Here is a 24,114-nt window from a genome sequence, read left to right as displayed (position 1 = left end):
TTTCCTTCCTCCCTCTGCGGGCTGCCGCCCACCCATGACCTGCGTGTCCTCCCTTCCCATGGCGCTCGCCGAGTGCCTCGACATCGTCGAAACGGCGCTCGCCACCCTCACCCGGCGTCTGCCGGTCAACGTCACGCGCGACGACCTCGCGTCTGTCGGCAAACTCGCGCTCATCGCCGCCCTCGGGCAACGCCAGGGCGAGCCAGACGACGTGCGCGCCTACTGCTACGTGCGCGTGCGCGGCGCCATGCTCGACGAACTCCGCCGCCTCGACCCGCTGAGCCGCCGCCAACGCGACCGCGTCGGCGTCATCGCTCGCGTACGCACCGAGCTGGCCAACCGCCTCGGCCGCGCTCCGACCCTGAGCGAAATCGCCTCGGCTACCCAGCTTACAATGGCCGAAGTCTCCTCGGCAATCGACGCAGCCGCGCAGGCCGCTGACGCCACCGAAATCGAGTGGGACTCGATCCCGGACACGCAACTGCCTTCGCCTGCCGAAGTCGTCGAACTCGACGACGTCCGTGCCAGCCTCGGTATCGCGCTCGACCGCCTGCCGCCCAACCAAGCGCTGGCGCTTCGTCGCTACCTACCTGGAGGATGCCACGCTCGACGAGATCGCCGCCGAACTCGGCGTCTCGCGCGAGCGTGCGCGTCAGGTCCGCGAAGCCGGCGAAAAGAAGCTCCGCACCGACTTCGTCGTCCTCGCCCTCTGGCAATCCTTCGTCAACCGCAGCCGGGACTGATCCTCCCGGCTGCCTTTCACCATGCGTTTTCTCGACAAACACACCGCCCGGGACAAGACACTCCTCCGCCTCGAACGTGAATACGATCAGCTCCACCAAGCGCTCCACGACGCGCCGGTGGTTCCACTGGCCGAGCCTTACCAGCGCGGCTGGACCAAGACCTACGTGCTTCGCGACGACATCCGCCGTCGCGCTGACGTTGCGGTGTTCCGCACCGTCCTCGCGGTCATCAACCGCCGGATCTGGTCTCGTTCCCGTGATTTCATCCAGCCCGACGGCCGTCCGTATAACCTGCGTCCTCGCATCCTTCCGCCGCTCGAATGGAACCGCCTCGGCTGGCCGGCGAGCCATCGGAATCTCTTCTCCTACGGGCATTGGGAGGACGAAACCCTGCCGCGCCGGTGGTTTCGCCATCGCCGGCTGTATATCGGTTTCACCATCCGCAATCCGTGGTGGTTGGAATAGGACGTTCAGCCACGAATGATCACGCACCAGCGCGTCGAACTTCCCGAAGTGCGACGCCGCCTGGCCGAGATCGATGCACACATGGAGCACATGCGCGGCCGGGAGCGTCTCAATCGTCTCCACGGCCGCAGGAATTGGTGGCGTTTTGACAATCCACGAATCGCGCCCGTCCGGGATGAACTGGCTTTACATGATCTCCATGAGTGAGGCCCGACAAGACCTGATCAAATAGTCAGGTATGCTGTGCCCTCTCCTCTACCTCGATCCTTTCGAAATCTCTATTCTCCAACTCAACCAAACCAAACGAACATGAAAACCATCACCCTGTCCCACGCTCTGAAGCACAAGAACCGCCTCGCCGGTGAAGTCGCCCGTCTGCGCGAAATCGTGCAGCGCGAAAATTCCCGCAAGGAAACCCAGCCTGCCCGCGCCGACGTGCGCGCCGCGTTCGATGAAAGCGTGATCCGTTCCCGCGAACTGGCCGCCTTCAAGGGTGCCCTCGCCGCCGCCAATGCCGGCGTGACGGGTCTCGACCACGGCATCTACGGCAAGCTCAACCTCCAGGCCGAGCTTCGCGGCCTGCTGGTCTTCATCAAGGCGCTCAACACCAAGGAGGGCGAGGAGGTCGAGCACGTCGGCTTCCTGAGCCGCGACGAGGCCACCCGCACGGTTTACGTCGCCACGATCACACGCGACGAGGTGGACCGCCTGACCGTGGCCTACCAAGCCGAAATCGAACGTCTTCAGGACGAGATCGACGAATTTAATGTGGCCACGCGCATCCCTCTCGCCGTTTAACTTTACTTTCGGGCCCGGCTTGAGTGACGGCTGGCCGACACAGGTATTATCGGCATCCTCGGGTGCCTTCGAACGGCTCCATGAGCCGTTTGTCCAAACGATACCGACCTGATTGTTAACCGTTATCGTTCAACGTCTCAAAAAGCAAACCTCACACCTGAAGGCTCAAACCTTTGCCGCCTGTTTCTGTCCGTCATCGCCTCAGGCTGGTGTCCCGATCCACTCTCTTTTATCATGACCATGGAAATCAAAGCCCGCGACCTGCTCGCCGCCGGCTGGCTTGAAGGCCACCGCCTCGGCTCCGCCCTCCGCCGCGCCCGCGAACTCGACGCCACCAGCCTCGACCGCGCACTCATCTTCGCCCAGCTCGAACAGGAGTTTCCGAAACAGCCTCCGCTGATCCTGCCACGTGCCTCCAGTGCGTCACTCGCCGAGGCTGTCGAAGCCGAGACCGACGAGGAAATCGCCAACGTCGCCTCCGCCCGCCAGCGCATGAAGGAACTCCTGCATATGCCCGTGATCCAGCGCGGCGTGCTCATGCCCGATACTTGTCCGTCCGGCGGCGGCACCGCGACCATTCCGGTCGGAGGTGCCATCGCCGTGGAAAACGCCATCATCCCGGGCGCTCACTCGGCCGATATCTGCTGCTCGATGTTCGCCACCTTCTTCGCCGACAACCATCCAGTCGAAGAACTCATGAACCACCTGCAAAACGTGACGCATTTCGGCGTAGGCGGTCGTCCTCGCGGCCAGCAGTTCACGGCGGCCGTGCTCGACGAGCCGGTGTGGGACAACCCGTTCCTCTCCGGCCTGCGCAGCCGCGCCCAAGATTTCCTCGGCACGCAAGGCGACGGCAACCACTTTGCCTATATCGGCCATATCCAGTTCACAGATACACAGCGCACCGTGCTCGAATCCGCCGGCTACGTCGAACTGGCCGAGTGGATCGTGCGTCGTGAAGGCAAGTTCAACGTCCTCGTGACCCATCACGGTTCGCGCGGTATCGGCGCGGACCTCTACAAGCGCGGCCAGAAAGCCGCCCGTGCCTGGTGCAACGAGAACGCCAAGGGCATCCCGGACGCCGCCGTCTGGTTGCCCGCCGATTCGCGTGAAGGCGTGGCCTACTGGGAAGCGCTGCAATACATCTCCCGCTGGACTCGCGCCAACCACGCCGTGATCCATGACGCTTTCCTGAGTCGCACCGGCCAGCGCGCCCTCGTGCAGATCGGCAACGAGCATAACTTCGTGTGGAAGCGCGGTGACGTGTTCCTGCACGGCAAGGGCGCCACGCCCGCCTGGCGCGACGGCCAAGGCCGGCTGCTGCTCGGCCTGATCCCGCTCAACATGGCCCGCGAAATCCTCCTCGTGCTCGGCGCGGACAACGCCGACTACCTGTCATTTTGCCCGCACGGCGCCGGCCGCAACCTCTCGCGCACCGCCATGCTGCGTCCCTACAAGGATGCCGATGGCGAGATCGATCCGGCCCGCGTGAAGGAAGTCCTCTCCGCGGTGACACAGGGCATCGACGTGCGCTGGTTCAACGGCACGCCCGACCTCTCCGAGTCCCCGCTCGGCTACAAAGACGCGACCAAAGTGAAGGCCCAGATCGCCCGCTTCGGCCTCGCGACTGTGGTCGGCGAAATCCAGCCGCAAGGCTGCATCATGGCCGGCGAAGCTCCCGAGCCGCACTGGCAGCGTGCCTGCCGCGAAAAGCGCGCCGTCCACAAGAGCGAGCGCCGCGAAGGTCAGGCGGAGTCCCAGCTTTGATCAAAACGATCCCGGGCACGGCGGGCCGTGCGCCACCGTCGCCCTAATTGCCATTATCCAATCATTCCCCAGCTTATGAAACACCTTCCTGCGCCCGGAAAGGCATGTTTTTGAAAAAGCGGAACTCTCCTGCGATTTTTCCAACCGCGCCCTCGGTGACTCGACTCCGACCCATGTCGAAATCTGGTGCGGATACGGAAGCGACCGTGACGGAGTCCGCTATCAATTTCACCTCTGTAACGAAGCACTTGATGATTTGATGACCTATCTTCGCTTGAGGATGTTTCCGCGCAAAACCGGTGAGGCGGGATTCCTTTATATCGAGGAACGTCCCAATGACATCGTGTTTGGACCCGAGGATGCCATGAAGGTTGATCAACTCCGGGAAAAAGTCCGTGCGCAATGCGGAGGGAGGCGTGCTCCACGAAACTATCCGGCCGCCGACTGATCGGGCAGATGAGCGGCGCGCGCGCTTCCTCCTCCAAGCCCATGAACTCAGAATCCCTCCTGAAATCAACCAAACCATTGCCGGCCTCCGCTTACGAGGAACTCTGCGATGTCGAGGATGCCTAGCATCCTGTAACAGTTAAAGTTTCGGATAAAGACGAATGAGTTTGATGCGAGCGTCCTCGGTGGTGAAACGCCAGTTGATGGGGGCGCCGCGCTGGTTGCGGTGCTGTTGCCAGGCGGCGACTTCGCGGCGCATGGCAGTGATGTCGGGGATGCGGCGATCCAGACACTGACGACTCAAGGCGCTTAGTTCGATCTCGGCGATGTTCAGCCAGCTGCCATGGATGGGGGTGTAGTGAATTTCGAGTTTTTCGGCGAGGCGACGAGCCTCGGCAGGCGGGAACGTTTCGTAGAGCGAGGCAATGCTGTGGATGTTGAGGTTATCCACAACCAGACGCACCTTGGCCGCCTTGGGGTATCGTTCGTCGAGCATGCCCTTGATGAAGCGCGCCCAGTCTTGCTGCGTGCGACGTTCGCTCACCTCGACGTGGCGGCGGCCGGTCAACGGTTCAACTTCCACCAAAAGCCTGGCGACGCCGTTGCGCACATACTCGTGATCAATGATCTGCGCGTGCCCGGGTGCGGCGGGGATCGGCGGCTTTACCTCGCCGACCATCTGCTTGCTTGATTCGTCCATGCAAACGACCGGAAAGCGTGGATCGTGCGGCAGGCGATACACCTCCAGGACATCCTCCATCGCGGCGGCGAAGGCCGCATTGTTGTCCGGCGGAATCTTCCAATACTTGCTCAGGTGAGGCTGCAGTTCGTTTTTTTTAGCGACCGGTGCACGGTCATCGCGGAAACCGAATCGGCAATCTTTAGCTCGACCAATTTATCGGCCAGAAGCCTGACGGTCCACCGTTGGTATCCGCTCGGAGCCTGCGAACAGGCCAAGGCAGTCAGACGGGCGTCGAACTCACCATCAAAAGCCGCCGCCCTGGGCTTGCGCTGCGGCTTGCGTACGAGCGCCGCCGACAATCCTTCTTCGACGAAGCGCTGCTTGAGGTGCTCGATGGTACGCGTGCTCACACCCAGGGCAGCGGCCACGTCCCCAACCTTCCAGGGATCATCACGCTTCCCTTCGTCGCATAGCAGCAACGCCCGGGCGTAGATGAACTTTGCCGCCGTGGATTTACCACTGCGGGCAAGCTCGGTTAGCTGATCCCTCTCCGCCTGCGTAAGCGTGACTTTGTATCGGTTGACCATGCCGGACATAATTGCTTTCTGACTCCGAGATCAATACGAAATATATTGTGTTACAAGATACTAGGATGCCGCTCGCATCGCCGCGCACATCGGTTCCGGACGCCTCTGGCTCAGCTTCTTCGCGTCCGACAACGGAGATAACGAGGGTAATTCGCGACCCCAAGCTCCCTCTCGCTGGCCGGCTTCTGGCCGGAACAGGACGCATTCGTCCAACTCATCCGGCTCCGCAACAACGACCTCGATCCGCTCCCGCGTTATCGCCCGCGTATTTTTTCTCCCCGTATGGCGGAGACCTGTGCGCTTCTCGTCCGGATGCGGTGGCGCTTTCTCGCCATGCGCCAGCACGACGCAGGTACTGCCGGCCCATGCATCGGTCTGCTCAATTCAACTATGGTTCGCTGGAAATCGGCCGCGTTCCCGCCAGCGGGAACACAGATCGTCCCACGCCACGACACGCATCTCTACTGCAGAGACACCATCACCGACTGGATCGATGGCTGGATCGAAAAACTGAACGACCGTCGTTACGGCCCCTCGATTCTCAGCGGCAATCCGGGCACCAAGAAAGCCTCGCTACTCCGGTCGCTGGCCGTATAGCTCGCGCCGACCCACCCATTCTATTTCATGCCCCCCTCCCGCTTTTCAGGCATCGATGCGGGCGAACTGGTCAGCTTCCGGTCGGACGAGAACTTGCGCACTGCCCTCGCCCGCCGAAGTCGTCGAACTCGACGACGTCCGCGACAGCCTCGACGCGGCGTTCGAGCGCCTGACGCCCAACCAAGCACTGGCGCTTCGCCGCTACTACCCGGAAGACGCCACGCCCGACGAGATCCGCCCGTCGAACTCGGTGTCTCACGCGAGCGTACGCGTCAGGTCCGGGAAGCCGGTGAGAATAGACTCCACGCTGAATTCGGTGTCCTCGCTCTCTGACAGACACGATCTTTTCCGGGAACGTTGATTTCCCCCCTTGTTTTACTTTCAGTTGTTTCGATGACGCAATGTATGCATGTCGGGCCCAAAGCCGTAACCAACCAGCGCGCTGAGCGCAAAAAGAAGGATCCATTTAACCTGACGATCCGTGACTATCCACAGTATGTTAAGTACATGGGTTCCAAGTCGAAGCTATTACCCCTTGTGGTTCAGGGAATCGCCGCGATGCACAAGCCGGGACGTCCCATCTGCGATCTTTTTGCGGGTTCCTGCAGTCTATCGGGTGCCATTGGACATGCAGTGCCGGTCATCTCCAATGATATCCAGGCATATTCCGGCATCCTAGCCGCCGCCTACCTTACCGCACATCGGGAAAACAGCACGGGAGGCTCGCCCGAGGAGATTGTATCAGCCGCCGAGGCTCTCGTGAACGAGCGAATCGGGTACCTCCCTGAAGATTTGGATTCAACCCGGCACACCCGGACAATCTCAGACTTCAATGCCTGCGAGGACCGCAACCGGCAACTCGTGGATGCTACGTTCGGCTATCACTACCATCTTTTTACAAAATATTACGCGGGCACCTGGTGGTCCGCAGAGCAATGCCTGTGGATTGACGCCTTACGAGAGGTTGCAGAGCAACATCGGCAGCAGCCTTTTTACCCTGTCATTCTCACCTCGCTCATGCACGCGATGGCATACGTCAGCCAAGGGACGGGGCATTACGCTCAATTCCGCAACGCCACTTCTCAATCCTCCATGTTAGACATCGCGGTCTATCGCGCACGCAGCTTGCGAGATTATTTCCTAAAAAAATACTCGGTTGCCTTTGCTGCCCTACCCACGCGAGCACCGGACCATCCACATGCCATTTCCGTGTTGGACTACAAAGAATGCCTGGCCAGCATCCCGCCTGCTACCGTTTACGCTGATCCGCCTTACTGTTTCGTCCACTACAGCCGGTTTTACCACGCGCTGGAAACCTTGGTTCTTTATGACTTTCCACCCATTCAACGGGAAAAGGGGAAATTCGTGAAGGGTCGATATCGCGAATACCGTCACCAATCCCCTTTCTGCATCCAAACGCAGGTGCGCGGCGCCTTTGCTGACATGTTTCGGGGAATTCAGAGTTCAGGCTCGAATCTGGTCCTCAGCTACAGCAATACTGGGATGATAGGATTGAGCGAGCTTGAGTCCATCGCAAGCAACATCTTGGGAAAATCTTACAAGATTGAAGTGGTTGACTTCGATCATATTCACATGACAATGGGTCGTCGGAATGATCGGCAACGCAACGTTAAGGAGTGCCTGATTACGGCCAGAAAAAAATAACGCCATGCCCGGACTAGAAAATCTCATTGTCTCTTTGACCAAAAACGGCTATTTCAAAGTGGCCAAGGTGCTGGAAGCCGTTCCTGCAGATCAAGTTCTTTCGAATTTAGGGGGGCAGATTGAGGATGTGCGCCTTGCCGATTCCCAAGTGGCTAACATGCTATCGGCAGATGCAAGCAACAGGCTGCCCGAGCTCTGGAATGAGGTCCGGGCAATGGGTCCCCAAGCTATTCGAGCGCTCACCTTCATCTCGATCATTTTCAGCCACCATACGTTGATCACGGGCTTGGCAAGATCGCGAACCGCAGAGATGCAGGGAGTTCTCAGGCGCGAGGATTACGGTGAGAAAGTCTTCACCAATCTTGTTTATTCCATGGGATCCATGGGACTGTGTACTGTAAAAAACGGAGCAACGGAGGTTCCTTATAATTTGGCCCCGCTTTTTCGAGAGCTCCAAATTGGTCCGCTCGCCAAAAGACTTCTCAAACTCAAACTGGAAAAAACCGAATGGAAAGAGCCCGCGGAAGGATATATATTCCTGCGCGATTTTTACGAACAATGCGCATTCTATGGATTTCATGACACGTTGGCGATCTCGCCGAAGCAGTTTCATGACTGGCTAGAAGGCCTTACTGTCGAATACGAGAAACCACCAGTAGCCGTGTTATCACCACGGACTGCCACGGTGAGCACCACCCTGATTACCGCCTTGGCCGCAAAGCCGTTTGTCATCATATCTGGACCGACTGGGACGGGAAAAACCATGACCGCCCGACAGCTCGCATCTAACCTGAAACCCGATGGCGTGCCGGACTCGTTCAATCATGTCTTTATCCCCGTTGAAGCCGGCTGGATGGACGGACGACATCTCTTGGGCTATAAAAATCCGTTCGGGAAAAGCGGCGAGACCTACAGTTCTACCCCGCTCATTCAGTTGCTTCTCAAGGCTAACTATCCTGATTATGCATCCATCCCGTTCTTCGTAATCTTGGATGAAATGAATCTCTCTCACGTGGAAATGTATTTTTCTCGGTTCCTGTCTGTCATGGAAACGGCAGGGAGTGCGCCGGAATCGCTGCTGGGAGAATACGAGTTGGAGCTCCTGCACGCAGCGAGCATGAGCGACCCAGTCGTGACGACCTACGCCAAGTCGGCGCTGGATCAGAGGGGACTGTTCCTGACGCGCAACGTCTTCATCATCGGCACAGTCAATGTAGACGAGACGACCCACATGTTCTCACCGAAAGTGCTGGATCGCGCATTTGTCTTGGAGTGCCCGGCGATCAAGCCGTCGGAGACGGGGACATCCTTCGCCTTGCCGGAAGAAGACCGCTCCGCGATTGATGCCAAGGAACTCGCCCAATTCCTTCTGAAGGGCAGGACGAACGAGCCCGACAGGAGCTTTGATGAGAAACTCGACGCTATTTACGCGCTCCTTGGCCGCTATCGATTCGGTCCCCGCGTGACCACCGAATGCCACCGCTACATTGCCGCGAGTAGGAAGCTGGCCACCATAGGGAAGCATCCGGGAAAATTTGCCGAAGATGAGGCGATCCTCGACCGGCTGAGCATGCAAAAAGTGCTTCCGAAATTGCACGGCAATCGTTCGCAAATCCTAGCTGTTCTTGACGAGCTCTCGAAGTATTCGGCGGCTAACAAATTGCTGCTTTCGACGACGAAGATCGATACGATGCTTGGCACGTTGAAAAGTTTGGGATTCACCAACTATTTTGCGTGATCCCCGTCGCCAAAATCTCCCTACGGACAGGAGCCAGCGAGTTAACGTTGGCACCAAACAGCGGTTCGCGAGCGGCTGCCCCCCCCTTTCCCATTCCCGGCATCGCAGGGATCGCAGTCCGCGATGCAGGCGTTGAGGGGGAAGCCATACCGCCGCTTGCGATCGAAGATACGGAAATCGGCCTGTTCGAACCCGTACGGCTCCGGGAGAACACCGAGTATGATTTCACCGCGACGCTTCGCTCGAGTGAGGAGGCGATTGCTCGCGAGAGGGCGACCAATCCGGTTTATCCATTCAGGGCGGATAAACTTGCGAATTCACTTTCATTTAATGGGGAAGACGCATGCACCGTCCTCCCCGGCGGACGATATCGCCTGACGGGGAGAATCAATTTTCGTGGTTATGCGGGCAAGGCGGAGTTATCATTTGTCGATGGGTTGGGCATCGAGCTCTTGGTGGATGTTGTCTCTACCAAGATCGGGTATGAAACCGAGTTCCAAAAATTGCTTGAGCAGCTGGCAGACATCCATGCGGAGATCATTTTGAATATGGATGGGGCGACCGAGGTTGTCCTGCGGGAAAACTTGGATCAGGCAGCATCGGACCAAATGCAGATATTCCATCTGCGGCGCCTTTTCCGGGAATCCTGCCTTCCTCAGTCGATGGCCGCGATCCTGTCCCAACCGCATTTCAAGTATAGGAACCACCGTAAAACCAATCCCCTCGCCTTTGTGACGGATCCGGATCTCGTCGAGATGGCGGCTAATCCAGCAGATTGCCAATGGCAGCCAGATGGGCCTCTGGCCGCTGTCTTTCGCGGATTCACCCCGGAGCTGATGCCGGCCCATACAATCGAGAGGACTTACGACACCATCGAAAATCGATTCGTAAAGACATCGCTTCGCTTGCTTCACGCTCGCATCGCGAGTCTCGACCTCAGAATCCCTGAGAAATATGCAGCAACACATGTTGCGCTCGCCCGGTGGTCGAGAGAACTGGAGGAGATCTTGCAAAATCCCCTCTGGGAGAATGTCGGTTACACAGACTCCTTGCCCAACTCCATGACATTGCAACGGAGACATGGATATCGGGACTTCGTCCGCAACATCTTGGTGTTCGATTTCGGTCTGCTCCTCAATACGACAGTGGGGGAATACGACCCAACATCGGGAGACCTAAAGCCGGTCCACGATTTATACGAGTTGTGGTGCTACTTCCAACTTCGCAAAGCTATCGAAGCTACCTGCAAGAGTGAAGGTCGTCCAACATTGAGCCATATCATCACGGAAAAGGACTACCGGGTGGATCTTAAAAAAGGAACCGGTTCGGCGGTAAAGTATCCATGCACATATTCAGAAGTGCCGGTTGTCGTGAACCTCTATTACAACCGTAATTTTTGGCGTATCGACTCCTCAAGCAAAAACTGGACAGAATCTTACTCCACGTTATTCCATCCTGATTTCAGTATTGAAATTCGGTGTAAAGAGATGACTCACTGGGTACATTTCGATGCAAAATATAGATTGGATATCACCAAATGGAGAGCTGCCTTGGATGCTAACGACAAAGAAACCCATGCATATAAGGGTGAAGATCTCCACACGATGCATGGTTACCGTGATGCACTCTTGGGCACACGCGGCAGTTTCATTCTATATCCGGGACAAGCACAGCCAGAAATTTTTGTCCGTCACATAGACTCTCAATACCGGGATTCAAATCCCGGGCCCGGTGTCGGAGCGTTCGGATTGATCCCTAGTGATGATGGTTCGACAGATCTATCACAATTAGTAGCCTACATGGCCCAGCTTTTAGAGACCGTCGTCACAGCATCGAGCTATTCGGAAGAAGAAGGATTTAGGTTTTGAAACCTCGATTCAATGCAAGCCTGAACTATCGTTAGAGGTATGGGTTAAGGAAACTAAGTAGTCGGTGCTGAAGAACCATTTAATTTCCTATCAAGGAGCAATTTAACGCTTGAGACTGGAGTGAGATTTTCCCAGAAAAGGGCAATTTATAAAGAAAATCTGGGAAAAAGATGAAGCCAAAGGAAAACAAGCACGAGAGACAGAGGGAAATGTTCAAGATGGAGTTAATAATGTTGGTGAACATGAACCATCCGATGGTGAAGCTGGCCGGGAATATAAACTGGGCCGAGTTTGACAAGCATTTGGGGCCGACGTATCATGAGAGGTTGGGGCAGCCCGGGTTGGGGACAAGGTTGATGGTGTCGTTACACTATTTGAAGTATCAATATGATCTGAGCGACGAAGAGGTGCTGGAGCATTGGGTGGAGAATCCATATTGGCAATATTTATCGGGGAGGCAGTATTTTGAGCATGAGAAGCCGATAGACTCGTCGAGCATGACGAGGTGGAGGAAGAGATTGGGGGAGAGTGGAGCCGAACAGATGCTCAAGCAGACGATAGAGAGCGCGGTGAGGATGAAGGGGTTAAAGCCGGTGCAGGTGGTGCATATCAACGTTGACACGACGGTGCAAACCGAGGAGATACGTTATTATCCGACCGATGCGAGATCGTATGATCGGGCGAGGGAGAGGCTGGTGAAGGAAGCGCGGAAAGCCGGGCTGAAAGTGAAGCAGAGTTATGAACGGGTAGGGAGGGGATTATTGATGATGGCCGGGCGCTATATGCATAGCCGAAAGATGAAGAGAGCGAAGGCATGTGTCAGGAAACTGAGGACGAATCTGGGCCGTGTGATACGAGAGATAGAGAGACAAAAGCCTGTGGCGGCATTGCAAGGGTTGCTGGAGACGAGCAAGCAAATTTACAAACAAAAGACAGCAGACAAAAACAAAGTGTATAGTGTGCATGAGCCAAAGGTGGAATGCATATCGAAAGGGAAATCGGGAAAGAAATATGAATTTGGACAGAAGGTAAGTGTGGCATCGACGAGCAAGGGAGGTTGGCTGTTGGGAGCGTTATGTATGCCAGACAATCCGTATGATGGGCACACGCTTGAAGCGCAAATGGAGCAGGTAAAACGGCTCTATATTGAAAAACAGGGGTCGAAAACGGCGCACGTGGACATGGGTTATCGAGGGCACAATTATGAGGGGCCGGTGGAGGTGATCGTGGACAAACGCAGGCGAGGGAAAATCCCCAAACGAGTCTGGCGCTGGATGAAACGCCGTGCCGCCATTGAGCCGGCAATCGGACATCTCAAGAATGAACGTCGTATGGAGCGCAACAAGTTACGCGGATTGATCGGAGACAAGGTCAATGCCATCCTCAGCGCCGCCGCGATGAACTTCGGAAAGCTCCTGGCTTTTCTTTTGGCCTTTTTTTCCCGCCTTCTGCTCGCGCTTTTTCCCGCCTTGCGCACCTCGCCATGCTTCAAACTCGCTTAATACCGCCCTTCCTCAGCACCGACTATGTCACTGTTTAGTCCCGGGAAGAGGTGGTGAGGGTTGGAGGAGAAGCGATCTGGTTCTTTTGGAAGCAGGAGCAAATAAATTGGAAAGGAGTATAGACCTGAGCTGGTTCCGCCTACGACGCGTCGGCAGATTACCGACTATTTCGTGCAGGGAAGCATAACCAAGTCACCCTTGCCCAAGGTCGCCCCCACTTTTTCTCCGCAATGTAATCAATTTGGCTCATGTGAGTTTGCCACTTTCACCCATTTGCGAGCTCTTGGCGAAGCCAGTCGGCCTCCGATGGTGGTGCCATCATCGTCGTGAAGCCCCACCATCGATAAAAAAAATTCATTTACGACCTGGGCAGAGCCAACGGCATTGAGCGTCACGACGCTTGGTGCGCTCACCACGGGGTCCGTGACATACTGCTGACGCTTCAATTGATCGGACGGACATGACCTCTTCCTGGAGTTTGCTGGAAGAGATCAGTTGATTGCACCACAGGCACCCTCCTCCCGCTTGAGGTAGCACCGGGCGCGTAACACAGAAAATGTCAGTAATGTCGCCGGTGTCTCGATCAACGGAAACCTTCGAACCGATCTGCACCCCAGGAACCAAGAACTGATGCACCAATGCATTAAAAACCAGCCGACTCTGCATCGAGTCTGCGCACAGAAAGATGTAATCCGCATCCTTCAATTGAAGCGCGACTTCCTCGGTGACGATGCTGCCAATAATCGCTTGGTATTTGACGCGTGGATTCGCGGCTCGCGCTACACGCTCGCCGATACTGACTTTATAGGTCGAGAGTTTTGTGCCGAGTTTTCTCAAAAGCGGAAGGCGTGAATTCAGCAAAAATTCCGGCGCATCCCACCAGCGGGCTCCCATGACTCTGGATTGGTTGCTTGGCTCCAACTTGTCGTAGTCGATGGCGACTATCTCCCCAACACCGAGACGTGCCAACCACTCACTCACGAGGGAGCCAACACCGCCCATGCCGATCACTCCGACCTTGGTGCCTTTTAGAATCGCTTGTCCTCGGGCTCCAAAAAGCAACGACTGCCGATGATATATTTCACTTAGCACCTCGGGAACGCGGGGTAACTGCGGGTAAAGTCGGCGATGGTTCATCCCAACAATAACCATGCTGGTTAACCGCTCGATTCCGTCTGGCGTCCAGATTTCTCCAGCGACTGCATTGGTCGCAAATACCAGTGCTCCGACCGGAACTCCCTCGGTAATATCAAGGAGTGCGGGGTAGCTACGTTTGTGGGACTCCAAATCCACACTAGAAAAGGCCACTTCGTCACGGCCACCGTGACAGTGAATGGCGAAGTAAGCCAATTTGTGCTGCGAGCAGTAACCCGAAACGCGGGCCACGAATTCTGCGCTAAGCGCGCGATAACCATATTTACTTGGGACATAGTCAATCCCCTCGCGTGCAAGAAATAACTTACGGGCAAGAAAACGGGTTCCTCGTTTGCTGCGGCAGATGCCGGCAGCGATTACGGCGCCATGTTCATCATGGTCACCGGGGAAGAGATGAGCGCTAAGCTCATCAAACATTACCTGCGAAATACGAAACTCGTGAGTTTTCATCGGGAACGGATCCAATCAATGACTTTGGCTAATTTAATGGCTGCGGTCTCCGTCGCCGGATCGCGCTTGTTGGAACGGCGGGATACCATCATGGCAGTCTCGCTGCCCGAGGGCCGTGTGAAGGTGTTGTTGGCGTGAAACCCTTCGCCCAAACCGTTTCCGTCTGTCCTGCGAAGTTCGGCCGGGAAATAATGCGGATACACGTCCGCAAACGGATACTGGAAGACGATCTGAAATCCTACCCACACATTTTGCGGCGAGTATTTGGGACCGAGGTCAATTTCACGGACTAGAGCATGTAGTCACGAGATTGAAGCCCAGAGGATGGCACACCTGAATTGGACGGCAGCGAGGAAAGAGGAGGCTCGTTTTGCGTATCGGGTTGCGATGCCGCGCCATTGCTTGAGTCGTAGGAATGCATTTTCTACCAGATGCCTGATCCGATAAAGATAAGGGTCATATTCGCGTTGTTCTATGCGATTGGTCTTTGGAGGAATCTGCGGGCAGATGCCTGCGGCCTGCGCCATTTCGATGATGGCGTTGGTGTCATATCCCTTGTCGGCGATCAGATGGTCTGCGGCAATGCCTTCAATCAACCTGCCAGCCTGTGTGCAATCAGCCGTGGAACCCGCTGTAACAATGACTCGCACCGGCATACCATGCGCATCCACGGCCAAATGTAGTTTGGTGTTTCGCCCCCTTTTGTCAGACCGATCGCCTCGTTTCCACCTCTGGCTCCCGCTGCATGCGGATGGATTTTGACATGACTGGCATCAATCATGAGCCACTCAAAATCGGGCTCGTTCATCAGTTCCGACAACAGGCGCTCCCAATGCCCCTTGTCTCTCCAGCGACAAAAACGCCTGTGCGTGTTGCCCCACCCTCCGTAATCCTCTGGAAGATCCCTCCAAGGCGCACCAGTGCGTAAAATCCACAGAACCGCGTTGAGGAACTTGCGGTTGTCCTCCGCCACCCCTCCCCACGCTCCTTTCCTTCCAGGTAGCAGCGGCTCCAGAACGCTCCAAACTCGGTCCGAAATGTCGTGACGGTGTTGATCTTTCGCCATGCTGACATTCTCCATCACAAAAAAACTCAGTCAATCTTATCTCGTGACTACACTCCCGCCGATTTCCGGGCGATGCGCAGGAGCCGCAGATCAGGGGTCAGAAGAACCACCGGCGTGGCAGCGTTCATGTTGTTGACCACAATCGACGTCTCCAGCGTCAGAAACTTGTTCGACTGGCCGCGACACGGCGCTTCGACCATCATACCATCTCCCATGCCTTCAACGAGGTTAGGAACGTGGAGTTTGACCCGCAGCGAAAAGGCCCGGCCGGGCAACTTGTGTCCGGTGCCTTCCGTGCGCAGCGACGACCAGGCCGCCGGACGGATTTCAATCCGATCCGTAATCAGGGTGACGAAGTCGCGTTGCTGTTCCTGTTCCAAGGTCGGAAATACGTGGTTGAACCGCTCCAAAGCATGGCGAATGGCCTCGGTGTCCGGGGCTTTCTCTTCGCAGGCGGCAAGATCCTGCCGCAGGCGCTCCCGTTTGACGAGTTTTTGTTGTTTTTCCTCGCGCAGGGCAACTGCCCGGTCGCGCAGTTCCTCGGTGAGCACGTCAAGGCCGCCCGCCGTGACGACTTCGGCAAAATTGCGCAGGTGCCGGTCGAGTTCGGCCAGCGCCCGGTCGGTTTCGGCCAGGGCCGCGCGCACGGATGCCTGCTGCGTCCCGCTGTGTTTCCGGGAAAACTCCATCGCGGAGGCGAGGATGGTAGGATGCCGGCAGCATTCGCCGAGGAAACCGATATAGGCGGCTTCCAAGCCGGCGGCGGAGACACGCCGCACCGGGCAGACCGAGTCGGTGCGCTCTTTATGCAGGTGGCAGCAGGTGTAATAGCGGTAGGGCTTGCCATCCGGACCACGCTTGCCGCTGGCGTCGGGAATCATCGCGCGCTGGCAGCAGCCGCAATGGACCACCCCCTTGAGCAGATGAAAATGCTTGTCCGAGGATCGCAGTTGCCGACGGCGGGCAACAACCGGCTTGTTGGCCGCTGCGTTGGCTTCCTCCCATAGTTCGGCGGACACCAGCGCCTCGTGCCGGCCCGGAAAACGCTCCCCGCGCATCCGCACCTGCCCGGCGTAGATCGAATTGCCAATCATGCGCCGCAGGACAAAGCTGTTGAAGCGCACGCCACCGACCTCCCGCCGGTTGCCGTCGCGTTGCTTGTAGAGCCGGCGGCGCGTGCGAATGCCTTCGGCGGAAAGCGCATTGGCAATGTCCGTCAGCGAGACAAGCCGGGCCGCCTCGGTGAAAATCCGGCGGACAATCGGTGCCTCCTCCGGGTGGGGAAAAAGCATCTTCGAATCGGTGTCGTAGTCGTAGCCGAAGGGAACGAGGCCGCAGGACCAGAAGCCGCGCTTGGCCTGTTCCATGAGTTTGGCGCGGACCTTGGCGCTGGTGTTGAGCCGTTCATACTCGCCCACGCTGACCAGCAGGTTGTTCTTCAAACGTCCCGAAGGCGTTTCCTCCGAAAGGTCTTCCGTCGCGCTGACCAGCTGACAATTGTGCTTTTCCAGAAAAGAGCGCAACGGCACCCATTCGTCCGTGCTGCGCAGCAGGCGCTCAAGTTTGAAAATGAGGACGACCTTGATCTCCTCCAGCATGATCCGGCGCATCAGCGCCTGAATGCCTGGGCGGTTCAGCGTGCCGCCCGAGTAGGCCGGATCGGTGAAACAGGCCGCCTCGAACCAGCCCTCTCCGACGTGCTTCTGGAGATAGTCGCGGCAGATCGCCACCTGACTTCCGCAGGAATCGAAGCGGCCGCCAATTTGATTGAAGGTGGAAACGCGCGCGTAGATCGCCACGGGAACAGGGGCTGCGCCGAGCGCAGACGCAAGGATACGGTCATGGATCGCTGACATGGAAAACCTCCGGTTGGATGGTGGGAGGGCGATCCTATTGGCCTCGGCCCCGGTGCTTTGTTTGACGAAAAACAGCGTGGAGATTCTTCCCAAAAAATCAATCCGACATTTTAAATGGCAGGGCCTCCGAAGCCCCAAATTCAGGCTTCCGGGAGTAATTTTCCTACTGCCTTCCGAACTCTCGCCAAAAACATCTAAATTTTTATAATTCCGTTACTGGCTGTTTTTTAGCGAGTTGCGTAATTTCTGAAATGTTTTTCCGCAGAGTTACCTCTCAGGAAGAGTGGTCGGGGCGGAGAGATTCGAACTCTCGACCTCCTGCTCCCAAAGCAGGCGCTCTACCAGGCTAAGCTACACCCCGTTAACGGCGGCAATAGCCCGCCTATCCGTCGATGCATGTCAACACCGTATCCTGTCCGGCATCCCGCTCTCCTGTTTTTACTCATGCATCCATTCGTCTCATCCCAGGTTTTTGGCTCAATCTTTCTCAACGCCCGCCGCCGATCCGGCGATCCAACTAGTCGTCCAGGCGGCCTGAAAATTAAAACCTCCCGTCACGCCGTCGATATCGAGAAGCTCACCCGCAAAAAACAGACCGGGACACACGCGACTCTCCATCGTGCGGAAATCAACCTCCCGCAAACTCACGCCCCCGCACGTCACGAACTCCTCCTTGTTCAGACTCTTGCCCTCCACGGTGAACTCCCCGGTGGTGAGCTGCGAGGCGAGCGTTTGTAACAAACCGTTGGATACAGCCGTCCAGACCGCGCCAGACGGAATTCCCGCCGCCTCCACCAGGCGCTCCCACAACCTCGCGGGCAGGGTAAACGGGTTCCACGTCACCACCTGCTTGCGAGGGTTGGCGGCGCGTGCGGACCCCAAGCTGGAATACACCTCCGCCATCGTGCGCGCGCCCGTCCAGGCCACGACCAGCGTGCATCGATAATCGCAGTCCGCGAGTTCGCGCGCACCCCACGCCGAGATCTTCAAGACGGCCGGGCCGCTCATGCCCCAGTGTGTGACGAGCAGCGGGCCGGACTCGCGCAACTTCGTCCCCTTGATCGCCGTGACCGCCTCCGGCACGGACAATCCCTCCAGACCACGGATGCGCGCATCGTCGATGTGAAACGTGAACAACGACGGCACCGGCGGCACAATCGTATGGCCGAGTTTTTGGGCGATGTCCGGCCCCGCCGATCCGCGCCCGCCGCCGGTTGCCAGGATCACGCGGTCAAATTCGCCCGCCGAACCATCGGAAAACGTCACCTCAAACGCCGCCTTCGCCCCCGCGCCCGGCATCGTCGTATCCGCTGCTCCATTACGCCGCTCGATCCCGCGCACTCCCATGCGCGTGTAAACACGCACGCCCGCATCGGTCGCCGCGCGCGTGAGACAATCGACGATCGTGGCCGAGTCGTCCGTGACGGGGAACATGCGCCCGTCGGACTCCGTCTTCATGACCACACCGCGCGCCGCAAACCACGCAATGGTTTCGCGCGGTCCCCAATGGTGAAACGGTCCCAGCAATTCGCGTGCGCCGCGCGGGTAACGTTTCACGAGTTCGCGCGGTTCGGGGCAGGCGTGCGTGACGTTGCAACGTCCCCCGCCGGAAATGCGCACCTTGGCGAGCGGCTGCGGAGATGTCTCGTAGAGCACCACGCGCGCCCCCGGATGCGCCTCCGCACACCGGATTGCCGCAAAAAAACCCGCCGCACCGCCACCGACTATGAGCACACGTAAAGACATGGCGGCGAACATCGAACATCCAACGCCGAACATCCAACATCCAATGTCTCAAACTGCCAATTTTCTTTATTTCCGTCTCCCACCACGCACCTCCCGCCTCCCGTCGTTCCCCATTCGCCATTCATTGCCCGCCATTGGATGTTGGATGTTCGACGTTGGATGCTGGACGTTCAAAGATCGCCTCGTACCCCTCGCGGAATGTCGGATGCCGCGGCGCCCAGCCGAGCACTCGCTTCGCCCGTTCGTTGACAATGAGACGGTCCGGCGTCCGCCGCCTGCGTCCCGCCGCCGGCTGTCCGCTGAAACGCGGCACAGGCAACCCCAGCCGCTCCGCCAGCCAGCCGCAAAGCTCGGCGCGCGTCGGCGGGGCGTCATCCGCGATGTTGAAAACCGGCTGTTCGCCTGCGCATCCTCCCCCCCCCCCCCCCCCCGCCGTTGCCAGAGCCGCCGCCCACACCGCATCGCAGACATCGTCGCGGTAAATCAGATTCAAGTGATCATCCGCCCCGCCCGGCAACTCCGCACCCGTCGCCACCGCCGCACGAAGCTGACCCAGCAAATGATGCCGCGCCGGTCCGTAAATCCCCGCCAGCCGCAGCACGCAGACACCGCCACCCGGCCAGCCTTGCAGAGCCTCCCGCTCCGTCTCCAGCAACACCTCGCCCGCCACATCCGTGCCCGCGCCCGCACCGTCGGCGGCATCTGCGCCGGTCGCCGTGGGCATCGATTCCGTCACTCGCACACCATCGCCCTGCGGATAAACCGAGGTGCTGCTCGTATAAACCAGCCGGCCCCGCTGTCCCGTGGCGTGCGCCCATGCGACGATAGAACGCATACCCTCAAGGTAGCTCCTCCGATAACCGTGGACACCGCCCGCCATGCCGCCGCCGCTCACGCAATTAACGACAACATCCTCCCCCCCCCCCCCCCCCGCCGCCGCCAACGCAGACGCGACTTCGTCATGCCATTCGGACGAAGCCAGATCGGCCCGGATCACCCTCACCCCTTCGCCCACGCGCAACCCCGCGAGTTCGGCGGCACGTTCGGCATTGCGCGTCAACGCCACCACCCGCGCTCCCGCCGCGCACGCCTGCGCCGCCAGCCGGGAACCGATGTAACCGGCGCCAAAAATCATGACCGATTTACCGGCCAGCTTCTCCACCGCCCCCACCCTTCCCGCCGCAAACTGTTCTCGCGTTGTCTTCATCAGATGTTTTGCATGTCCAGCATGCCCACGGTCCTAGCCATATTGCCAGAGGGTTTTGAGGAACTTGAGGCCGTCGCCCCCATCGACGTTCTCCGCCGCGCCGGAGCCCAGGTCACCCTCGCCTCGGACACCGACAACCTGCGTGTCACCGGTCGCAACCAGCTCACGTTGCAGGCCGACTTCCCGCTCTCCTTCGTCAGCGAAACACTCTACGACCTTCTGCTCATTCCCGGAGGCCCCGGAGTCAAAAACCTCCGCGCCAACACCCGCGTGCGCGAGTGCGTGTTGCGACACCACCAGCACCACAAATGGATCGCCGCGATTTGCGCCGCGCCCACGGTGCTCGCCGATGCCGGCCTGCTCACGGGACGCCGTTACACCGCGCATCCCTCGGTCGCCAGCGAACTGACCTGCCTCCTGCCCGATCAACGCGTGGTGGTCGATGGCAACATCATCACCTCGCGCGGCGCGGGCACGGCGCTCGATTTCGGCCTCAAGCTCGTCGAGGTTTTGTTCAACCCCTACGCCGCCCAGGAAATCGCCCGTTCCATCTGCGCGTGAATTTGCGCGGGCATTTTTTGTTTTTTCACGCGAGTGACTTGGCCACCTCTTTTGCGAAGTAGGTGAGAATCATGTCCGCCCCGGCGCGCCGGATCGCCAGCAACGATTCGTCGCGTGTGCGCGCCAAGTCCAGCCAGCCCAGACGCGCCGCCGCCTGGATTTGCGCATACTCGCCCGACACCTGGTAGGCGGCCACGGGCTTGTTTGTCCGTTCGCGCACATCGCGGATGATGTCGAGATACGCCCCCGCCGGCTTTACCATGATGATGTCCGCGCCCTCGGCCTCATCGAGTTCCGCCTCGGCGATGGCCTCGCGGCGATTCGCCGGATCGAGCTGGTAAGTCGCCTTGCCCAGCAACCGCGTGCCCGCCGCCTGCGCGCTGCCCACGGCCTCGCGAAACGGACCGTAATACGCCGAGTTAAATTTGGCCGAGTAAGCCATCACGCCCGTTTGCTGAAAACCCGCCGCATCCAACGCCAGTCGGATCGCCTCCACGCGCCCGTCCATCATGTCGCTTGGTGCCACAAGATCCACGCCAGCCTGCGCCTGCATCACCGCCATGCGCATGAGGATGCCGACCGTGCGGTCGTTTTCCACGTCGTCGCGAGCCGCGTTAAGCACGCCGTCATGCCCGTGGCTCGTATAGGGATCAAGCGCCACGTCCGTGATAACCGTAAGGCCCGGCACGGATTCCTTGACCGCACGCACCGCGCGCAACACCAGCGCCTCCTCGTCCAGCGCGGCGCTGCCCTCGTCATCCTTGAGCGATGCGTCAAGCTTCGGAAACAACGCCACGCCAGGAACGCCAAGATTGTGCAACACCCGGCACTCCTCCACCAGATCCACGATCCCATAACGAAACACGCCCGGCATCGACGCAATTTCCTCCGGCGGCACATCGCCATCGATCACAAAAAGCGGCGCGATGAGATTGGCCGGCGTCAGCACGGTTTCACGCGTGAGGGCGCGCAGGCTGGCGGTGCGGCGGAGCCGTCGCGGACGGTGCAGGAGATCGAGCGAGAAGGGAGACGACGACGCGGAGGAAGAAGAAGTGCGCATGATGGATCGAACCAAACAGCAACCAACGCACAAACGCGAGCCCTCATGCCTACCCTCCCCCCCCCCCCAACACACACATACACGATGCCCCTGTGGGAGCACCCCACGTTCCCGCAACGAAGATGGCCGTCCGGCTGAACCACCTGGGAACGCCTCTCTTCCGTTAATCCCGCTGAGTATCCGTTAAAACATGCGCAGCCTTCGCCAAAAAACACTCCGGCTTGTTCGTTGCCGTGGTTTTGCCGGTCTGATTTTCAGTAACGTGCGCGGATTTTTTCCCGTGTCCCGACCAAAATCATGACCGCCACAGACCACCCTTACGCGTTCCTCGCGTTGTTCGTTGCCATCGCTGCGATCTTCCCGCTGGCCCTGATTCTCGTCGCGCAAATCTGGTTCAAAACATTCCAGCCCCCCAAACCCGGCCGGGAGAAAAACGCCATCTATGAATGTGGCCTCCCGTCCAAAGGCGATTCGTGGATTCAGTTCCGCGCCCACTATTACCTCTACGCGATCCTCTTTTTGATCTTCGACGTAGAGGTTCTTTTTTTGCTCCCCGTCGCCGTCACTTTCACCGGCCTGCCGATGGGGGCGTTGTTTGTGATTCTCGCCTTCATCCTGCTCCTCGCCGAGGGCCTCGTCTGGGCCTGGCAACGCGGACACCTCGAATGGAAATAACCACGCCGTGAACGCCCAACATCGAACGCCCAACATCGAACATCCAATGAATCAAAACCGGCAGCAGGATCAAAAACAGGACGCCTCGGATGCCTCACCAACCACTTCGACGTTGGACGTTGGATGTTCGACGTTGGACGTTCGCGAAGCGCAGTCCCTCCGTCAGCAAGGCATCCTGCTCACCACCTTCAACGACATCTACAACTGGGGCCGCACCAACTCCATCTGGCCCCTGCAATTCGGCCTCGCCTGCTGCGCCATCGAGATGATTGCCGTTGCCGCCGCCCGCTTTGACATCGCCCGCTTCGGCGCCGAAATCTTCCGCGCCTCCCCGCGTCAGGCCGACCTCATGATCGTCTCCGGCACCGTCACCAAAAAAATGGCGCCGCAAGTCGTCCGCATTTGGAACCAGATGGCCGAGCCCAAATACTGCATTGCCATGGGCGCGTGCTCCATCTCCGGCGGCCCCTTCAAGCAAGGCTACAACGTCCTCAAAGGCGTGGACCGCTTCATCCCCGTTGACGTTTACATCCCCGGCTGCCCCCCCCGTCCCGAAGCCCTCCTCAACGGCCTCATCGAACTCCAGAAAAAAATGCGCGCCGAAAAACTCACCGGTCCCGGCCGCCCCCGCCACCTCCGCAATGACAACGACGGTGTGTATCCCGTCCCCGAATACGGCGAACACGACCTCGTTCCCACGCACAATCCCGCCGTCTGGAAACCCTCCCCCCCCCTCCCCCGCGCCTGACAATGGAAACCGAATCACTCGACCAACTCCACGCCCGCCTCGCCGAACGCTTCGGCGCCGACGCCCTCGAACTCGTCAACAACCCCGGCCCCTCCGCGCAACACAGCCTCCTCATCACTGCCGCCGCGCACCCCCGCGCCCGCGAGATAGCAACCTTCCTCCGCGACGATCCCTCTACGCGCTACGACTACTGCTCCAACGTCACCGGCATCGACTGGCCCGCGAAACCCGCCCCAAAAACCGCGCCTCCCGCTCCTCCCTCCTCTTCCGCATTGGATGTTGGACGTTCGACGTTGGACGTTCGACGTTGCGGCGAAGCCGCCCCCCTCCCCCCCCCCGACGCCGGTTGCCTCGAAGCCGTTTATCACCTCTACTCCATCGCCCGTAAAACCACTGCCCCCGTCATTCTCCGCCTCCGCACTGCCAACCGCACCGACGCCACAACCGTCCCCTCGCTGACCCCGGTCTGGCGCTCCTGCGAACTCCAGGAACGCGAAATCTTTGACCTCTACGGCATCCATTTCGAAGGCCACCCCGACCTCCGCCGACTCCTCATGTGGGACGAATTCAAAGACCACCCCATGCGCAAAGACTACATCTCCCCCGACGACTACGAATGGGAACCCACCCCGCACGACGAAGTGCTCACCCGGGCCAAAACCCACTATCCGCAAACCACCACGGAGGCCACCGCATGACCACCACCGCCCCGTCTCACATTCCCGTCGTCC

At 58.7% G+C, this 24,114-nt stretch carries 22 protein-coding genes, 1 tRNA gene and 1 pseudogene; 15 read left to right on the top strand and 9 right to left on the bottom strand.

Annotated elements, in window-relative coordinates:
* The first annotated feature begins 43 nt into the window (after positions 1-43).
* The 5 genes from OBACDRAFT_RS25865 to OBACDRAFT_RS20275 all read left to right on the top strand — a co-directional run bounded on the left by OBACDRAFT_RS25865 (position 44) and on the right by OBACDRAFT_RS20275 (position 3,773).
* Positions 44-823 (top strand): sigma-70 domain-containing protein, encoded by a 780-nt coding sequence (locus OBACDRAFT_RS25865; protein ID WP_198529957.1) that lies wholly within the window; start codon positions 44-46, stop codon positions 821-823.
* A complete protein-coding gene (locus OBACDRAFT_RS20290; protein WP_043588736.1) occupies positions 765-1,208 on the top strand; it encodes a hypothetical protein in 444 nt (147 codons plus the stop codon). Before OBACDRAFT_RS25865 ends, OBACDRAFT_RS20290 begins: the two co-directional genes overlap by 59 nt.
* 15 nt (positions 1,209-1,223) lie before the next feature.
* Positions 1,224-1,415 carry a hypothetical protein gene (locus OBACDRAFT_RS20285; RefSeq protein WP_043588735.1) on the top strand — a complete coding sequence of 64 codons (192 nt, stop codon included), beginning with the start codon at positions 1,224-1,226 and terminating at the stop codon, positions 1,413-1,415.
* Positions 1,416-1,517: 102 nt separating this feature from the next.
* Positions 1,518-2,006: a hypothetical protein gene (locus OBACDRAFT_RS20280; protein ID WP_043588734.1), complete on the top strand. Its 489-nt coding sequence runs from the start codon at positions 1,518-1,520 to the stop codon at positions 2,004-2,006.
* Positions 2,007-2,240: 234 nt separating this feature from the next.
* Positions 2,241-3,773, top strand: a complete 1,533-nt coding sequence (locus OBACDRAFT_RS20275) for an RtcB family protein (RefSeq protein WP_043588733.1) — start codon at positions 2,241-2,243, stop codon at positions 3,771-3,773.
* A gap of 73 nt (positions 3,774-3,846) precedes the next feature.
* Here the strand turns inward: OBACDRAFT_RS20275 and OBACDRAFT_RS20270 are convergent, their stop codons facing one another.
* Both OBACDRAFT_RS20270 and OBACDRAFT_RS31135 read right to left on the bottom strand, forming a co-directional pair.
* Entirely contained in the window at positions 3,847-4,176 is a 330-nt protein-coding gene (locus OBACDRAFT_RS20270) for a hypothetical protein (protein ID WP_043588731.1), read from the bottom strand.
* 183 nt (positions 4,177-4,359) lie between these two features.
* A protein-coding gene (locus OBACDRAFT_RS31135; protein ID WP_112787792.1) for an IS630 family transposase occupies positions 4,360-5,489 on the bottom strand; the annotation gives its coding sequence in 2 pieces (ribosomal slippage) (positions 4,360-5,063 and positions 5,063-5,489; 1,131 coding nt in all).
* Between the two features lie 333 nt (positions 5,490-5,822).
* On the opposite strand from OBACDRAFT_RS31135, the gene OBACDRAFT_RS20255 reads away from it, so the two are divergent.
* The 6 genes from OBACDRAFT_RS20255 (at position 5,823) to OBACDRAFT_RS20230 (ending at position 12,859) form a co-directional block, all read left to right on the top strand.
* Positions 5,823-6,086, top strand: a complete 264-nt coding sequence (locus OBACDRAFT_RS20255) for a hypothetical protein (protein ID WP_157837222.1) — start codon at positions 5,823-5,825, stop codon at positions 6,084-6,086.
* Between the two features lie 55 nt (positions 6,087-6,141).
* Positions 6,142-6,447, top strand: a complete 306-nt coding sequence (locus OBACDRAFT_RS20250; RefSeq protein WP_043588725.1) for a hypothetical protein — start codon at positions 6,142-6,144, stop codon at positions 6,445-6,447.
* A complete protein-coding gene (locus OBACDRAFT_RS20245) occupies positions 6,444-7,751 on the top strand; it encodes a DNA adenine methylase (protein WP_198529956.1) in 1,308 nt (435 codons plus the stop codon). Before OBACDRAFT_RS20250 ends, OBACDRAFT_RS20245 begins: the two co-directional genes overlap by 4 nt.
* A 4-nt stretch (positions 7,752-7,755) precedes the next feature.
* Positions 7,756-9,489 carry an McrB family protein gene (locus OBACDRAFT_RS20240; RefSeq protein ID WP_157837221.1) on the top strand — a complete coding sequence of 578 codons (1,734 nt, stop codon included), beginning with the start codon at positions 7,756-7,758 and terminating at the stop codon, positions 9,487-9,489.
* Positions 9,486-11,357, top strand: a complete 1,872-nt coding sequence (locus OBACDRAFT_RS20235; protein WP_043588722.1) for a DUF2357 domain-containing protein — start codon at positions 9,486-9,488, stop codon at positions 11,355-11,357. Before OBACDRAFT_RS20240 ends, OBACDRAFT_RS20235 begins: the two co-directional genes overlap by 4 nt.
* A gap of 170 nt (positions 11,358-11,527) precedes the next feature.
* Positions 11,528-12,859 (top strand): IS5-like element ISOpb2 family transposase, encoded by a 1,332-nt coding sequence (locus OBACDRAFT_RS20230; protein ID WP_043588721.1) that lies wholly within the window; start codon positions 11,528-11,530, stop codon positions 12,857-12,859.
* A gap of 354 nt (positions 12,860-13,213) precedes the next feature.
* Here the strand turns inward: OBACDRAFT_RS20230 and OBACDRAFT_RS20225 are convergent, their stop codons facing one another.
* From OBACDRAFT_RS20225 to OBACDRAFT_RS20190, 6 genes and pseudogenes are all read right to left on the bottom strand, one after another.
* Entirely contained in the window at positions 13,214-14,464 is a 1,251-nt protein-coding gene (locus OBACDRAFT_RS20225; protein WP_052362304.1) for a ThiF family adenylyltransferase, read from the bottom strand.
* 302 nt (positions 14,465-14,766) lie between these two features.
* Positions 14,767-15,530 (bottom strand): annotated as a pseudogene (locus OBACDRAFT_RS27020) (IS5 family transposase).
* 47 nt (positions 15,531-15,577) lie between these two features.
* A complete protein-coding gene (locus OBACDRAFT_RS20205; protein WP_081722229.1) occupies positions 15,578-17,386 on the bottom strand; it encodes a recombinase family protein in 1,809 nt (602 codons plus the stop codon).
* A 284-nt stretch (positions 17,387-17,670) separates the two neighbouring features.
* Positions 17,671-17,747: transfer RNA gene (locus OBACDRAFT_RS20200), tRNA-Pro, on the bottom strand.
* A 116-nt stretch (positions 17,748-17,863) separates the two neighbouring features.
* Positions 17,864-19,132 (bottom strand): BaiN/RdsA family NAD(P)/FAD-dependent oxidoreductase, encoded by a 1,269-nt coding sequence (locus OBACDRAFT_RS20195; protein ID WP_043588791.1) that lies wholly within the window; start codon positions 19,130-19,132, stop codon positions 17,864-17,866.
* A gap of 121 nt (positions 19,133-19,253) precedes the next feature.
* Complete coding sequence (locus tag OBACDRAFT_RS20190) at positions 19,254-20,339, bottom strand: NAD-dependent epimerase/dehydratase family protein (protein ID WP_052362302.1); 1,086 nt, start codon at positions 20,337-20,339, stop codon at positions 19,254-19,256.
* A gap of 21 nt (positions 20,340-20,360) precedes the next feature.
* Here OBACDRAFT_RS20190 and OBACDRAFT_RS20185 point away from each other — a divergent pair, with 21 nt between their 5' ends.
* Positions 20,361-20,900: a DJ-1 family glyoxalase III gene (locus tag OBACDRAFT_RS20185; RefSeq protein WP_088179331.1), complete on the top strand. Its 540-nt coding sequence runs from the start codon at positions 20,361-20,363 to the stop codon at positions 20,898-20,900.
* 25 nt (positions 20,901-20,925) lie between these two features.
* Here the strand turns inward: OBACDRAFT_RS20185 and hemB are convergent, their stop codons facing one another.
* Positions 20,926-21,960, bottom strand: a complete 1,035-nt coding sequence (hemB, locus tag OBACDRAFT_RS20180) for a porphobilinogen synthase (RefSeq protein WP_043588719.1) — start codon at positions 21,958-21,960, stop codon at positions 20,926-20,928.
* Positions 21,961-22,257: 297 nt separating this feature from the next.
* Between hemB and OBACDRAFT_RS20175 the strand changes: the two genes are divergently transcribed.
* Genes OBACDRAFT_RS20175 through OBACDRAFT_RS20165 form a run of 3 tightly spaced genes read left to right on the top strand, consistent with a single transcriptional unit; the run spans position 22,258 to position 24,081 of the window.
* Positions 22,258-22,635, top strand: a complete 378-nt coding sequence (locus tag OBACDRAFT_RS20175; RefSeq protein ID WP_043588718.1) for an NADH-quinone oxidoreductase subunit A — start codon at positions 22,258-22,260, stop codon at positions 22,633-22,635.
* A gap of 46 nt (positions 22,636-22,681) precedes the next feature.
* The gene (locus OBACDRAFT_RS20170) at positions 22,682-23,383 is read left to right on the top strand and encodes an NADH-quinone oxidoreductase subunit B (RefSeq protein WP_081722228.1); all 702 of its coding nucleotides are present in this window, start codon (positions 22,682-22,684) and stop codon (positions 23,381-23,383) included.
* Between the two features lie 2 nt (positions 23,384-23,385).
* Positions 23,386-24,081 (top strand): NADH-quinone oxidoreductase subunit C, encoded by a 696-nt coding sequence (locus OBACDRAFT_RS20165; protein WP_043588716.1) that lies wholly within the window; start codon positions 23,386-23,388, stop codon positions 24,079-24,081.
* Positions 24,082-24,114: the final 33 nt, after the last annotated feature.

The sequence above is a fragment of the Geminisphaera colitermitum TAV2 genome (assembly GCF_000171235.2).
Taxonomy (GTDB): Bacteria; Verrucomicrobiota; Verrucomicrobiia; order Opitutales; family Opitutaceae; genus Geminisphaera; species Geminisphaera colitermitum.
This window is presented reverse-complemented; position numbering and strand designations above follow the sequence as displayed.

Coding starts and splice junctions, on each gene's coding strand:
- OBACDRAFT_RS20175 (WP_043588718.1), top strand. CDS start 22,258: ATGACCGCCACAGACCACCCTTACGCGTTCCTCGCGTTGTTCGTTGCC.
- OBACDRAFT_RS20205 (WP_081722229.1), bottom strand. CDS start 17,386: ATGTCAGCGATCCATGACCGTATCCTTGCGTCTGCGCTCGGCGCAGCC.
- OBACDRAFT_RS20250 (WP_043588725.1), top strand. CDS start 6,142: ATGCGGGCGAACTGGTCAGCTTCCGGTCGGACGAGAACTTGCGCACTG.
- OBACDRAFT_RS20185 (WP_088179331.1), top strand. CDS start 20,361: ATGCCCACGGTCCTAGCCATATTGCCAGAGGGTTTTGAGGAACTTGAG.
- OBACDRAFT_RS20290 (WP_043588736.1), top strand. CDS start 765: ATGCGTTTTCTCGACAAACACACCGCCCGGGACAAGACACTCCTCCGC.
- OBACDRAFT_RS20240 (WP_157837221.1), top strand. CDS start 7,756: ATGCCCGGACTAGAAAATCTCATTGTCTCTTTGACCAAAAACGGCTAT.
- OBACDRAFT_RS20190 (WP_052362302.1), bottom strand. CDS start 20,339: ATGAAGACAACGCGAGAACAGTTTGCGGCGGGAAGGGTGGGGGCGGTG.
- OBACDRAFT_RS20170 (WP_081722228.1), top strand. CDS start 22,682: ATGAATCAAAACCGGCAGCAGGATCAAAAACAGGACGCCTCGGATGCC.
- hemB (WP_043588719.1), bottom strand. CDS start 21,960: ATGCGCACTTCTTCTTCCTCCGCGTCGTCGTCTCCCTTCTCGCTCGAT.
- OBACDRAFT_RS20165 (WP_043588716.1), top strand. CDS start 23,386: ATGGAAACCGAATCACTCGACCAACTCCACGCCCGCCTCGCCGAACGC.
- OBACDRAFT_RS20285 (WP_043588735.1), top strand. CDS start 1,224: ATGATCACGCACCAGCGCGTCGAACTTCCCGAAGTGCGACGCCGCCTG.
- OBACDRAFT_RS20195 (WP_043588791.1), bottom strand. CDS start 19,132: ATGTCTTTACGTGTGCTCATAGTCGGTGGCGGTGCGGCGGGTTTTTTT.
- OBACDRAFT_RS20280 (WP_043588734.1), top strand. CDS start 1,518: ATGAAAACCATCACCCTGTCCCACGCTCTGAAGCACAAGAACCGCCTC.
- OBACDRAFT_RS20230 (WP_043588721.1), top strand. CDS start 11,528: ATGAAGCCAAAGGAAAACAAGCACGAGAGACAGAGGGAAATGTTCAAG.
- OBACDRAFT_RS20275 (WP_043588733.1), top strand. CDS start 2,241: ATGACCATGGAAATCAAAGCCCGCGACCTGCTCGCCGCCGGCTGGCTT.
- OBACDRAFT_RS20255 (WP_157837222.1), top strand. CDS start 5,823: ATGCGCCAGCACGACGCAGGTACTGCCGGCCCATGCATCGGTCTGCTC.
- OBACDRAFT_RS20225 (WP_052362304.1), bottom strand. CDS start 14,464: ATGAAAACTCACGAGTTTCGTATTTCGCAGGTAATGTTTGATGAGCTT.